The sequence below is a fragment of the Bartonella sp. AP36NXGY genome (assembly GCF_042195865.1).
Classification (GTDB): domain Bacteria; phylum Pseudomonadota; class Alphaproteobacteria; order Rhizobiales; family Rhizobiaceae; genus Bartonella.
Genome location: NZ_JBHIPD010000010.1, coordinates 33,519 through 47,191 on the forward strand (window position 1 = coordinate 33,519; position 13,673 = coordinate 47,191).

11 protein-coding genes are annotated in these 13,673 nt (G+C 35.9%); 7 read left to right on the forward strand and 4 right to left on the reverse strand.

Annotated elements, in window-relative coordinates; all coding sequences use genetic code 11:
* Positions 1–356: 356 nt before the first annotated feature.
* Positions 357–2,615, reverse strand: coding sequence for a ComEC/Rec2 family competence protein (locus tag ACFINX_RS05715; protein WP_375668464.1), 2,259 nt, complete (start codon positions 2,613–2,615; stop codon positions 357–359).
* Between the two features lie 111 nt (positions 2,616–2,726).
* Between ACFINX_RS05715 and gltX the strand changes: the two genes are divergently transcribed.
* The 7 genes from gltX to ACFINX_RS05750 all read left to right on the forward strand — a co-directional run bounded on the left by gltX (position 2,727) and on the right by ACFINX_RS05750 (position 10,749).
* The gene (gene gltX / locus ACFINX_RS05720; RefSeq protein ID WP_375613476.1) at positions 2,727–4,157 is read left to right on the forward strand and encodes a glutamate--tRNA ligase; all 1,431 of its coding nucleotides are present in this window, start codon (positions 2,727–2,729) and stop codon (positions 4,155–4,157) included.
* 261 nt (positions 4,158–4,418) lie between these two features.
* Positions 4,419–5,714 (forward strand): citrate synthase, encoded by a 1,296-nt coding sequence (gltA, locus tag ACFINX_RS05725; RefSeq protein ID WP_375612136.1) that lies wholly within the window; start codon positions 4,419–4,421, stop codon positions 5,712–5,714.
* A gap of 707 nt (positions 5,715–6,421) precedes the next feature.
* Positions 6,422–7,174, forward strand: coding sequence for a transporter substrate-binding domain-containing protein (locus tag ACFINX_RS05730; protein ID WP_375612135.1), 753 nt, complete (start codon positions 6,422–6,424; stop codon positions 7,172–7,174).
* 463 nt (positions 7,175–7,637) lie between these two features.
* A complete protein-coding gene (locus tag ACFINX_RS05735) occupies positions 7,638–8,390 on the forward strand; it encodes a transporter substrate-binding domain-containing protein (protein ID WP_375612134.1) in 753 nt (250 codons plus the stop codon).
* A gap of 79 nt (positions 8,391–8,469) precedes the next feature.
* Positions 8,470–9,192 carry an ABC transporter permease gene (locus ACFINX_RS05740; protein ID WP_375612133.1) on the forward strand — a complete coding sequence of 241 codons (723 nt, stop codon included), beginning with the start codon at positions 8,470–8,472 and terminating at the stop codon, positions 9,190–9,192.
* On the forward strand, positions 9,189–9,896 hold the full coding sequence (locus ACFINX_RS05745; RefSeq protein WP_375612132.1) for an ABC transporter permease: 708 nt from the start codon (positions 9,189–9,191) through the stop codon (positions 9,894–9,896). The genes ACFINX_RS05740 and ACFINX_RS05745 overlap by 4 nt, the downstream gene beginning before the upstream one ends.
* Positions 9,897–9,975: 79 nt before the next feature.
* On the forward strand, positions 9,976–10,749 hold the full coding sequence (locus tag ACFINX_RS05750) for an amino acid ABC transporter ATP-binding protein (protein ID WP_375612131.1): 774 nt from the start codon (positions 9,976–9,978) through the stop codon (positions 10,747–10,749).
* Between the two features lie 20 nt (positions 10,750–10,769).
* On the opposite strand, the gene lpxB is transcribed toward ACFINX_RS05750, so the two are convergent.
* The 3 genes from lpxB to lpxA are packed head-to-tail and all read right to left on the reverse strand — an operon-like array spanning position 10,770 to position 13,658.
* The gene (lpxB, locus tag ACFINX_RS05755; RefSeq protein ID WP_375612130.1) at positions 10,770–11,966 is read right to left on the reverse strand and encodes a lipid-A-disaccharide synthase; all 1,197 of its coding nucleotides are present in this window, start codon (positions 11,964–11,966) and stop codon (positions 10,770–10,772) included.
* Positions 11,959–12,831 carry an LpxI family protein gene (locus ACFINX_RS05760; protein ID WP_375612129.1) on the reverse strand — a complete coding sequence of 291 codons (873 nt, stop codon included), beginning with the start codon at positions 12,829–12,831 and terminating at the stop codon, positions 11,959–11,961. Before ACFINX_RS05760 ends, lpxB begins: the two co-directional genes overlap by 8 nt.
* 2 nt (positions 12,832–12,833) lie before the next feature.
* Entirely contained in the window at positions 12,834–13,658 is an 825-nt protein-coding gene (lpxA, locus tag ACFINX_RS05765) for an acyl-ACP--UDP-N-acetylglucosamine O-acyltransferase (protein WP_375609506.1), read from the reverse strand.
* Positions 13,659–13,673 lie beyond the last annotated feature (15 nt).

The window sequence follows — 13,673 nt, forward strand, 5'->3', positions numbered from 1 at the left end:
GATGTTACTCGTTATAGAAATATATGATAAGAATAAAATAGAATAATCAACAATTATCTTTTTTATTTCTTTGAGAATATTTGTTAGCATTTTTCTCATTCAATAAGAATTTTTGATTTATTTTGTGCTATCAATAGGATGCACAAAGATGCACATATCAATTTTTTTGAAAAAATTAAAATGATCAGATATAAAAAATCATCTATTTCTAGAAAACTGTAGATTATTATCTCGTTTCAATGACGTTGATAAACTTACGAATTTAAATACCGTAAAATATTATGAGAAAAGTCTTCTGTTATTTTTTGTTTTGTCATTATCCAAATGTGAAGCAAAATATGACTGATTATATGTTTTTATGAATGCTGTCTGTGCATATTCCATGGTCTATGAAACCCTAGCGAAGACCAAATAATATCTCCACCTTTGGTCATCATAACGCTTCCTCGTGATAACAATTGTTGAGGTATAAATACTATTTTTGCCTTCTTGTAACAAGTTGGATTATGCATCACAAATGTCTGAATGAGAATATCTGCCTCTACACATTGATCTGTTTCTCTCTGTAAAACGATCACTTTTAATCCATTATCCAATAAAGATGTACATACATGATAATCACAAATAAATTGTCCGTGTAACGAAGGACCATATTTTGTTGGTTTAATCGTTTCATTCACACGAAATGACTTTTTCCATATGGATGTCGTGAACTTAGAAATATGGTAACGATCAATATATAATTTTTTATCATGAATAACGCCCACGAGGCGCATATTATCTGCTATAATCAGTTGTACAGGTGAATGCAATACACAAATAGAAACACCTGCCAAAATAAACAAACTAAAAAAGAGCCGGATGGGTGTTTTGCAAAAAGTCAGTCCAACCAAGCCTATGCTCAATAAAACTAACGCTGATAACGGCATAAAACCAGGATTCAAATCAGGAGAAATAGCCTTGATAGCATGTGCAATCTTTATTACAAGATCAACTCCAAAACCCATAATTTGAAGAGGAAGCCATTCGAATCCTCCTAACATTGCAAGAACTGCGATTAATCCAAAGGGAATGACAAAAATTGAGATGACAGGCAAAGCAAAGGCATTACTGATAATGCTCAAAGATGCCATATTAGAAAAATGATAAGCAGCATAAATTCCACTTGCACTCCCTGCAACAAAGGAAGAAGCACATGTTGAAAGAATCGATAAGAAAACAAAATTTATCACTCCCCCTCCAACATAAGAGGGAGTTGTTTTTCTTTTACGAAAAAATGATCTTCCACTCCACCAATCAAAAAAAGCGATCAAAGCAGCAGTCGCAGAAAAGGACATTTGAAAGCTAGGACCTAATATTTCATGGGGTGTCATCGCCAGAGTTATCAACCCTGCAATGGAAAAATTACGCATTGTTATAGCAGAGCGATTACACAATATAGCAACCAACATAACAGCAATCATCACAAAACTTCTTTGCGCTGATATTGCTAAGCCCGACAATAACAAATAAAAAGCTGTTATCATAAAAGCAACGATAGCAGCAAATTTTTTACTGGAATAATAGGAAGAAAAAACTGGAAAAAATGCTAAAAAACTACGGATACTCAAAAGAACTATGCCGCTTAACAACGCCATATGTAAACCTGATATTGATAAAATATGAGCTAATCCAGCTGTACGTAATGCTTCATTTGTCTCATTTGAAATACCAGCACGCTGCCCTGTTATGAGGGCAGCTGCAACACTCCCCTTTTCTCCTTCAAGGGCTATACGGATTCTTTGTGTCATCTTCGTGCGTAAATTTTCAATTTTCTGTAGAATGATAGCGAATATTCCATCAGGCTGCGAAACGGATATTTTTCTTGGTTTTCCTAAATAAACGCCTTGTGCTCCAATTCTTTTAAAATAATTATGAAAACTAAAATCGTAGCCTCCTGGACGCACCGGCCCAGAGAATGCACGAATCTTAACTTTTCCATGCAATCCATCACCAATCGCTAAGCCAGATGGCAAATATCTTGCCGATAAACGAACACGATGAAGACTATGGCGTAATACGGGATTTTCTGTATTCAAAATATCCAAAACTAAACGAAATCCTCCTTTGGCACCTGACTCAATAGAAACAATTCTTCCCGTCAATGTAGTGACAATGTCACTGCTTAGCATGGGTGTTGCAATACGCCACGTTTCTATTTTTGCCGCTAAAGCACCCAATATAATACAAAACAGAAACCCCACGGGAATCCATATTTTTCGATAAAAACGTGCACCATAGAATATTGCGAGAAAAATACTGACCAACGCCCCCAATTGTCCCCAAGTTGGTTCCCACTCTAAATGAAAATAGAAAATGATTCCTAGGGCAAAAAAGACTAAAATCAGCGAAAAAAGGATACCAAAAGAAACTTCTTTATTAATACAATCTTCTAACCATTTGCGAAAAAAAATGATTACTTCTTTTAAGAGTGTCAATAAAAAAAGTTTTTGTTGATTATAGCTACTGTTCTTTGCATCATCATACCTAGAAAAAACACTCTGCCCTATCTGACATGGCTTTTTTCTTTCTGTAACAGATTTTTCGGATAAACCCTCTTTACTTTTATAAAACATCAGTCCCCCACTTTAACTCGCAATACGGCTATTGCACGCCCCATCACTTATGCTAACATGACTTTTCTATAAAATTCCATAAGTAATATCTTAGTTTAAAGGAAAATATTCGTGTCTGTTATTACTCGTTTTGCCCCTTCACCCACTGGCTTCCTTCACATTGGTGGTGCTCGTACTGCTCTTTTTAATTGGCTTTATGCAAAACATACCGGTGGAAAAATGCTTTTACGAATTGAAGATACAGACCGAGAGCGTTCAACCGAAGCAGCTGTAAAAGCCATTATAGATGGCTTGCACTGGATGGGTCTTAGTTATGATGGCGCCCCTATTTCGCAATTCGAACGAGCAGAACGTCACCGCCAAATCGCTGAACAGTTGGTCAAGAATGGCAAAGCATATTATTGTTATGCTTCACCTGAGGAGTTAGCTGAAATGCGTGAAAAAGCCCGTTCAGAAGGGCGCCCACCACGTTATGATGGACGTTGGCGTGACCGTGATAGTTCTGAAGCTCCTAAAGGTGTTAAGCCTGTTATTCGCATCAAAGCCCCTCAAGATGGAGAAACGATTGTACATGATCGTGTTCAAGGTGATGTCCGTTTTCCTAATAAAGATCTCGATGACTTCATTATTTTGCGTTCTGATGGTTCGCCTACCTATATGCATGCTGTTGTCGTTGATGATCATGATATGGGCATCACACATATTATACGTGGTGACGATCATCTTACCAACGCAGCCCGACAAACGATTATCTTTAAAGCAATGGGATGGGACATTCCTGTTATGGCCCATATTCCTCTTATCCATGGTGAAAACGGTGCAAAATTATCAAAGCGACATGGTGCGCTCGGTGTTGATGCCTACCGAACAATGGGATATCTTCCTGCTGCTTTGCGCAATTACCTTGTCCGTTTAGGTTGGAGTCATGGTGATGACGAACTGATGTCACTTAAAGATATGATTTCTTGGTTTGATATTGAGGATATTAACAAAGGTGCTGCTCGTTTTGATCTCAAAAAGCTCGATTCCATCAACGGACACTATATGCGTATGAGTAATGATCAAGAACTTTTTGATGCCGCTCTTAATATTCTACCAGAAACCGATAGGGGAGCACAAATTATTGAAAGACTTGATGAAAAACGCCGTGTTCAATTTTTAAAAGCAATCCCGCATTTGAAAGAACGTTCAAAAACACTGTGCGAACTGATTGACAATGCCTCCTTCATTTTTACGCAACGACCTTTACAACTTGATGAAAAAGCTCAAATGCTCTTAGATAAAAATGGACGAACCATTTTAAACGATCTTTATCTTGCTCTGAAAGCGTGCCCCTCTTGGGATACAAAAACTCTAGATGAAACACTTCGCTCTTTTGTCCAAACACAGAATCTCAAATTTGGATCTATCGCCCAACCACTTCGCGCAGCTCTTACAGGATGTGCAACATCACCAGGTGTTTTGGATATTCTTATTTTATTAGGACGCAATGAATCCCTTCATCGCATCAAGGACCAACTTATCACAACAATATGCCCATGATGTGCACTGAGTATATTTCCTCAAATAAGGATCTATACAGATATCTCAACGCGCCCTAAAAGAGTTTTTTATGTTATATCATTGAAATACATTTCTTATTGAGTAATAATGATCAATAAGGAAATATTTTTAGATTGCATGTACTCACTTTTAGAGGCAATCTACCCTTAAATAAGTAAGAAAAGCTTCAGTTATACATCCCCCACTCTGATGAAGCAGAGTCTTAATTTTTAGAAGTGAAGGATCTGAAAGGAATACCGAATGTCTGAGAATAACGCATATATTATTGTGAATGATAAAAAAGTAGAGCTTCCCTTGCGTAAAGGCACGAGTGGACCTGAAGTCATTGAAATTGCTTCTCTCTATAAAAAAACCGATATTTTTACTTATGATCCTGGTTTTACTTCAACAGCTTCTTGTGAATCAAAAATTACTTATATCGATGGTGATAAAGGCATATTGCTTTATCGTGGTTATCCTATTGATCAATTGGCTGAAAAAGGAGACTTTCTCGAAAGTTGTTATCTTTTACTTTATGGTGAACTCCCAACACAGCAAGAAAAAAATGAATTTGATCGATGTATTATGCAGCATACCATGGTCCACGAACAATTTGCACGCTTCTTCCATGGCTTCCGTCGTGATTCTCATCCTATGGCCGTCATGGTTGCCTGCCTTGGCGCTATGTCTGCGTTCTATCACGACTCTATTGATATTACAGATCCTCACCAGAGAATGATTGCTTCTGTTCGTCTTATCTCAAAAGTTCCAACGCTTGCTGCTATGGCCTATAAATACAGTATTGGACAAGCATTTGTTTATCCACGTAATGATCTTAGTTATGCTGCAAATTTCCTCCATATGTGTTTTGCTGTTCCTTGTGAAGAATATAAAACAAACCCTGTGCTTGCTCGGGCGATGGATCAAATATTTACCCTTCATGCAGATCATGAACAAAATGCTTCTACATCTACGGTACGTCTTGCTGGATCCTCAGGTGCTAATCCGTTTGCCTGTATTGCAGCAGGTGTTGCATGCCTTTGGGGACCAGCACATGGTGGTGCCAATGAAGCATGCCTAAAAATGCTACAAGAAATAGGTTCTATTAAAAGAATTCCTGAATTTATTGCACGTGCAAAAGATAAAAATGATCCTTTCCGCCTTATGGGCTTTGGGCACCGTGTCTATAAAAATTATGATCCACGTGCAAAAATCATGCAAAAAACCTGTCATAAAGTTTTAAAAGAACTCAACATTCAAGATGACCCTCTTCTTGATATTGCAATAGAGCTTGAAAGAATTGCCTTAAGTGATGAATATTTTATTGAGAAAAAGCTTTATCCCAATGTTGATTTCTATTCCGGCATTACATTAAAAGCTCTAGGTTTTCCAACTGAAATGTTTACTGTCCTTTTTGCATTGGCGCGCAGTGTCGGGTGGGTGGCACAATGGAAAGAAATGATTGAAGACCCTGCACAAAAAATTGGTCGTCCTCGACAACTCTACACAGGCTATGCTATGCGTGACTATGTTCCTATAGATGAACGTGCAAATTAAAAAAAGAAATCAATAAAGCTTCAATTTACTGAAGCTTTATTGAGAGTAATCAAAAAACATCCTTTAAAAATTTTTATAAAACGTGATTTTAAAACTCTTTCTACAGAGATAACATCATCATAAAAATTTACTAAAAAATTCTAAGTTTTAGCTCTGTAAAGAAATTGAGAATACTCTTCTGCAAATTAGCCAAACATTTAGCAAAAAGAAATTGAAAATTTTACCTTATAATCCTCATTATCTTTAATGGAAATGTATTCCCTATCATTCCCCCATGTTTAAAAGCCTTATTACATATTAAAATCTAGCAATGTCAGAATTTTTCTTTCTATCTTCTTCAGATAAAATTGCAAAAAGCTTACATTAAGTGCTTCTCTAATTAGAATAAAAACACTTTTACATTTTGTCCTGTTAAAAGCTGAAATTTTCTTTGTATTTAAGTTGATAGTTTTTCTTTTAAAGATAAATTATTGATTTTTAAATAAAATTATTAAAAATCACCCTATAACCAATAAGAGGTGACTTTCTTTCCTATATTTTTTATTCCCATACTTTATAAAAAGAAATTATTTTTTTGATAATGATATTCAGCATAATGATAGCAAAATGAACACAGATAAATTTTTTACATTGCTCCAAAAGAGCTTACAGATTATAAAAATTCATGATGGTTTCATATTTGCCAGCTTATCTAATAGGAGAACATAATGAAATTATTAGCAGGAGCTCTTATAATAAGCGCGACACTGTTTACCCTATCGGCCAATTCTCAAACGCTGAAAATTGCAAGCGATGCTTCTTATCCGCCATTTAGTTATATTGACTCAAATAACAAACTGCAAGGGTTTGATATTGATATATCTTATGCGCTTTGTAAAAAAATGAATGTTGAATGTACTATTGTCACACAAGACTTTGAGGGGATGATTCCCGGTCTTCTTGCCAAAAAATATGATGCTATCGTTTCTTCCCTTTCTCCTACAAAAGAGCGCTTACAAAAAATTGATTTTACAGATCCTTACTACAACACAGCACTCGCTGTTATCGTTACCAAAAATTCGGAAATTAAAGAAATCTCAACACAAGCCTTTAGAGGTAAAAACCTTGGTGTACAATCAAATACAACACAAGCTGCATATGCGGAAGATCATTATGCCTCTGAAGGAGTTAATATCAAACTTTATCCTACAGCAACAGAAGTTAATCGTGATCTTTTAAGCCATCGGCTTGATATCATCATCTTTGATAAATTAAAAGCATTAAATTGGCTTGAAAATGAAGGAAAAGACTGCTGTCTCCTCTTGGGAACTCTAGAAGAAACAAATTTTCCTATTGCAATTGCACTCCGTCAAAATAATAATGATCTTAAAAACAGTTTTAATAAAGCAATAGAAGAAATCCGCGCCGATGGAACCTATGAGAAAATTATGAGAAAATATTTTACTTTCGATATCAATTAGATAGTACTATGAATTAAAACTCAATCTGTATATTTAAGGGGTATCTTTAACTCTTTATTGAACATGCAGGTATAATTGGAAATTCGGCATTTTTATAAGAAAATTTACATTTATCAAAATAACTTTTAATTGCTCCTTGAGATCTAAACATTTTGTAGAATCTAATGACAACAATAAGGTTGTATTTTTACCGTATCAAAATCTAATTTTTTTATGTTCAAATTTAATAGCCTTATTTTCAAGAAAAATCCTCAGTTTTTACTCATGAAATGATTCAAATCAATCATTTCGTGAAAATTAAGCTATCATACAAGCAATAAGATATTTATTCTTTTTTATCAATAATGCCCAACATAATGATCTAAAATAAACATCAATAAATTTTTGAATTGCTCCCAAAAAGCTTACAGATTATAAAAACATAATGATTTCATATTGCCCGCTTATCCAATAGGAGAACATCATGAAACTATTAGCAGGAGCTCTTATAATAAGCGCCGCACTATTCACCCAATTGGCTGATGCGAAAACATTAAAAATTGCGAGTGAAGGCACCTATCCTCCCTTCAGTTATATTGACTCAAATAATAAATTGCAGGGACTTGATATTGATATATCTTATGCACTTTGTAAAAAAATGAATGTTGAGTGTACTATTGTTACACAAGACTTCGAGGGAATGATCCCTGGACTTATTGCAAAAAAATATGATGCTATCATTGCTTCCCTCTCTCTCACACAAGAGCGTTTACAAAAAATTGACTTTACAGATCCTTACTACGATACAGCACTGGCTGTTATTGTTACCAAAGCTTCGGGAATTAAAGAAATCTCGACAAAAGACTTTAGAGGTAAAAATCTTGGTGTGCAATCAAATACAACACAAGCTTTCTATGCAGAAGATCATTTTGCCTCTGAAGAGGTGAAAATAAAACTCTATCCTTCCACAATAGAAGTGAATCGTGATCTTTTAAATCATCGACTTGATGTGATCATTGTTGATAAATTACAAGCATTAAATTGGCTTAAAAATGAAGGAAAAGATTGTTGTCTCCTCTTGGGAACTCTAGAAGAAACAAGATTTCCTGTTGCAATTGCAGTCCGTCAAAATAATAATGATCTTAAAAATAAGTTCAATGAAGCTATAAAAGAAATCCGTTTGGATGGAACTTATGAAAAAATTATGAGAAAATATTTTACAAGTGATGTTTATTAAATATCAATATGATATTTTAATGAAACCCGTTGGTTATTGCTAAAAAATATTATCTAACTCTTTCATGAGGAATACAAGAATGATTGAAAATTTAGCATTGCTATCATTTAGCAATGGTGGATGGGGAGCAGTTATACTTTCCAGTGCAGGAATGACTTTGTCATTGGCATTATGTTGTGGACTTCTAGGATTTCCTCTAGGGCTTCTCAATGCAGTGATGATTCGATCCAATATTAAGATGGCCAAAGCTATGGCACGCCTTTTTTCAACGATATTTCGTGGGCTACCAGAGCTTTTAACTTTGTTTTTAGTTTACTACGGATTACAAAGCCTTATTCAAAATTTATTTGACTATTTTAGTTTTGAAATCATGTTCAGTATCAATGCTTTTGTTGCTGGTGTTCTTGCCCTTAGTATGGTTCTTGCAGCTTTTTCTTGTGAAGTTTGGCTTGGAGCATTTAATATTTTTGATAAAGGTCAATATGAAGCAGCTAAAGCTTTAGGACTTTCACGGTCAACCACATTTTTTCGTATTGTCTTCCCTCAGCTCATCCGAAATGCCTTGCCAGGACTTTCTAATAATTGGCTTACTTTACTGAAAGATACATCCCTTGTTTCTACCATCGCGCTTGTTGACCTCATGCGACAAACGAATCTAGCTGTCGCTGCTACCAATAAACCCATGCTATTTTATTTTGTAGCATGCTTACTCTATTTGTTATTTTCAGCGGTTTTTACTGCAATCTTACGCCATTTGGAAACATACACTCAAATAGGCTATAAAAAGGTGCTAAGTCAATGATTCCTGAGTGGCTTTATTTTCTTTTTAATCCTGATCTTTTAAGTCATTATGGACCCAAATTTATTAATGGCTTTATTGTTACTGTTGAACTTGTTTCTATTTCTTGTTCTCTAGGCCTTTTTCTTGGTATGATTATCGCTTTTGCACGTCTATCAGAGAATACATTTTTACAATATTTTGCAAATGCTTATGTCTATTTTTTCCGTGGCTCTCCTTTATTAGCTCAACTCTTTCTTTTTTATTATGGGCTTGGTTCAATGAACAGTTTTTGGCAACAAGTGGGGCTATGGTGGTTTTTTCAAAACGCGTGGTATTGTTGTCTTTTTATTTTTACACTCAATTCTGCTGCCTATCAATCTGAGATCTTTAAAGGAAGTTTTCTATCCGTAACAACTGGACAACGCGAAGCATCAAAAGCTTTAGGTTTAAGCAACTCTGTCACATTTTTTAGAGTTATTCTTCCACAAGCAATGATTGTAGCATTACGCCCCTTAGGAAATGAGTTGATTTTAATGATTAAATCCAGTGCTGTTGCCTCACTTATTACTGTTTATGATTTAATGGGGGTTGCTAAACTCGCTTATTCACGGACTTTCGATTTTCAAGTTTACGTTTGGGCTGCTCTTATCTATCTCTTTATCGTTGAACTCATTCATCGTTTTATTGTTTTTATCGAGCAGCGCCTCACTCGATATTTACGGTAAATAAAATGATCATAAAAAACAGTATCAAATCAAAATGTTGAATTAATCAAGTTCTTCATCAATGAAAGAATAAAATAAGATGAATTTGAAAAATAATAAATCGATCTCTCCCAGTAAAAACCCTGTGATCTCTATCCAAAATCTAAATAAATGGTATGGAAACTTTCAGGTCCTACATGATATCAACTTTAATGTTCAAGCTGGTGAACATATCGTTATTTGTGGACCATCCGGATCAGGAAAATCAACGTTAATTCGTTGTATTAATCAATTAGAACAAGCACAAAAAGGTTCAATCTGTATCCATAACGTTGATATCCATACTGCACCTATACAACAGCAAAAAAATGTTCTTCGTAAGATAGGAATGGTCTTTCAGAACTTTAATTTATTTCCCCACATGAGCGTTATACAAAATTGTATTTTAGCACCTATGACCGTTCAAGGGCTTTCCAAACAACAAGCACAAGAACGGGCAATTCGTTACTTAACGCATGTTGGTATTGAAAAACACTGTGAAAAATATCCTTTACAACTTTCTGGTGGGCAACAACAACGTGTTGCGATTGCCCGTGCACTTTGTATGGAACCCGAAGTCATGCTTTTTGATGAACCAACCTCTGCTCTTGATCCAGAAAGTGTGGGAGAAGTTTTGGAAGTGATGGCTCGATTAGCCGATACAGGGATCACAATGCTTTGTGTTACCCATGAAATGGGCTTCGCACGTAAAGTCTCAGAAAGAATACTCTTTCTAGAAAATGGAAAAATTGTTGAAGATGCAGCCTCTGAAGAATTTTTTACTAATCCTAAAAGCCAACGTGCTTGTAATTTTCTTGCTAAAATTAAATATTAATCATTAAAATATTGCTTTATTTATACAATTTTATTCCTGCTTTTTAAAAGAGTGATAATTGTTTGTGCGCCAACAACCCCCGATGGTACTTCAGTTTTCATTTTCTGTTCTACCATCTCAAAGGAATCAAGTTGTGCCTGTCGCAATAAAGGATTAGCCAAAAGTTGTTCTACCTGTCTTGCTAACATGCCAGGACGGATTAATTCATTCAAATATTCCGAAACAATAGGCTTATCAGCAATAATATTTGGAAGAGCAGCACTCCATAACATCATTTTAGGAAAAATAAATAATTTAGAAAAGAAATCAAGTTTATAGCAAAGAACCATAGGAACTTTTGCTAAGGCTAATTCAAGTGAAACAGTTCCATGTGCAGCAAGAGCAACATTTGCTTGTGCAAAAGCACGCCATTTTTCATCTTCACCAACTACAATTTCTATCTTGCTTTTCCAGCCCTGCACAAAGTCCCGGATTCTATCTACCAAATGAGGTAAGGTTGGTAAAATAATACGTAAATGAGGAATACGTTGTACAAGAATCTCTACTGTTTCTCGAAAAATAGGCATTAAGGAACGAATTTCTGAATTGCGTGATCCTGGCAAAATAACTAATGTAGGCGATAATGTTTGTGTATCGATCAAATTTCTTTGTTCTAATTGGCTTTTTTTTTCTGACTGAACTCTCAAAAGGGGAGGATATGTCAAAAGACGATGTCCAACATAAGTCGTGGCAGGGCCTCCCAAATCTTGCATAATCTTTTCTTCAAAAGGAAAAACCGCTAAAACATGATCAACAAATCCACACATAGCTTTTGCACGCTCTGGCCTCCATGCCCAAACGGTTGGTGCAATATATTTAATGATAGGAATAGAAGGCGCTAAAGCACGTACCTTTTTTGCAATACGATGCGTGAAATCAGGACTATCAATAATAATTAAACAATCAGGTTGTTCTTGTGCAATAAATTTGGATAAATTGCGAATATGTAGCAACAACAATGGTAGTTTTTTCAACACCTCCTTTAAACCTATTAAAGCAATATCATGGGAATCAAAAAAGCTTTTTAAGCCTAATGCCTTTAAATGGCTCCCCCCAACACCAATCAAATGAATATTGCATCCTATCTGTTGTGATAAACAAGAAATTAGATCGGCCCCAAGTAAATCACCAGATTCCTCACCTGAAACCACTGCAATCTTTAAGAAACAATTATTCATGACCAAACTTTTCAAATGTCTCTATAAATAAAGAATATTTGTTGGCTTTTTCTATTGTTGTTTTCACTGATAATATTAGACTTCTATTTGCCTCCACCGCAACACCAGATAAACCACTCTTTGCAATATTCATTATTGTCGCGGGCCCAATTGATGGCAAATCAACGCGATTATCCTGTTGTGGTTTTGCGCATTTTACAAGAATGCCACCTTTAAGGGGAATTTGCCCTCTTTCTCGCATTTCACAAATACGCCACAACATATTATCAGTTCCCTCAGCGCCCTCTAGAGCAACCACCCTTCCTTGGACAACGACAACGGCTTGCCCGATATCTAATTGACCTAAAAGCTTTGCTGCTTCTACTGCTAAAAAAATATCTTTTTTCTCTTTTGGAGTAGCGCGCCGTACTGTTAAATTAAATTCTATGGGAGCTAAAAGATCTGGGACTATTTCGTGAGCACCAATAACACAAAAACCGTGTGCTTCAATAACCCGTATAAAAGCTTTTAATAACGCATCATCTCCCCTCTTCAAAGCTCCGATTAACTTAGGAAGAGCTAAAAATGTTGTCCAGTCCAGTCGCAATTGTTTAAGAAGTGGACGCTTTTTCACACCACCTGCCAAAACAACATTATATACACCAGCCTCTTTTAAAATTTTAACGAGTCGTGCTAGCTCTACAATTGATAGCTCGCAATGCTCATAGCGATAAAGAACAGAATCTGCCTCACCATGCAAAAGCACAAGAAAAGGATTTTCTCCATTCTTCTCAAGAGTCTGCGCAACAGTAATCGGTAGAACACCATTTCCTGCTATAATAGCAGTACGGCCGGAAAGAAAACTTCTGGCTCCCCAAATAGGCATTTTTAATCCTTATGTTCTTTTATTCTAACACCTTCAAATTTTGGTGTGCAATAAAAACGCTTTCCTTCTTCTTTAATAAAATTAACAACTTCAGAAACAGACTGAGAAGAAGAATAGAAAGAAGCAACATCACTGACACGCTCTTTAAATGGTTTGCTATGATCAAAAAGCATAGCAACCGCATGACGGAGTGCATGAATATCTTGACGCTCAAGTCCTGCACGCTTCATGCCAATAATATTGAGTCCAGCAAGTTTTGCCTGCACACCAACAGCTGTTCCATAAGGTATCAGATCACCAACCAGTGCAGATACGCCGCCGATAAATGCATGATGTCCAACACGAACAAATTGATGAACAGCAGCACCACCACCAATAATCACATAATCACCAATAGTAACATGACCAGCAATCATTGCGTTATTGGCAAATGTTACATGATTGCCTACATAACAATCGTGAGCGATATGCGCATAACAAAAAAATTGGCAATTATCACCAACAACTGTCATTCCTACACTCGAATCGGAACCCCTATGCATTGTTACACCTTCACGAATCGTACAATTCTTACCAATAAAAAGAGTTGTAGCCCCTCCTTTATGTTTATTATTTTGCGGATCTGCCCCCAAAACGGCATGAGAAAATACTTTACTCTTGGCTCCTAACGTTGTCTTTCCCATTATTACAACATGACTTGTCAAACTACATTCATCACCAATAACAGCCTCTGAACTAATATGGCAAAATGGTCCAACGCGTACATTCTCACCAAGCTGCGCTCCCTTCTCCACAAGAGCAGTTGGATGGATTTTCGTACCGGACATTTTTTAATTCCCATC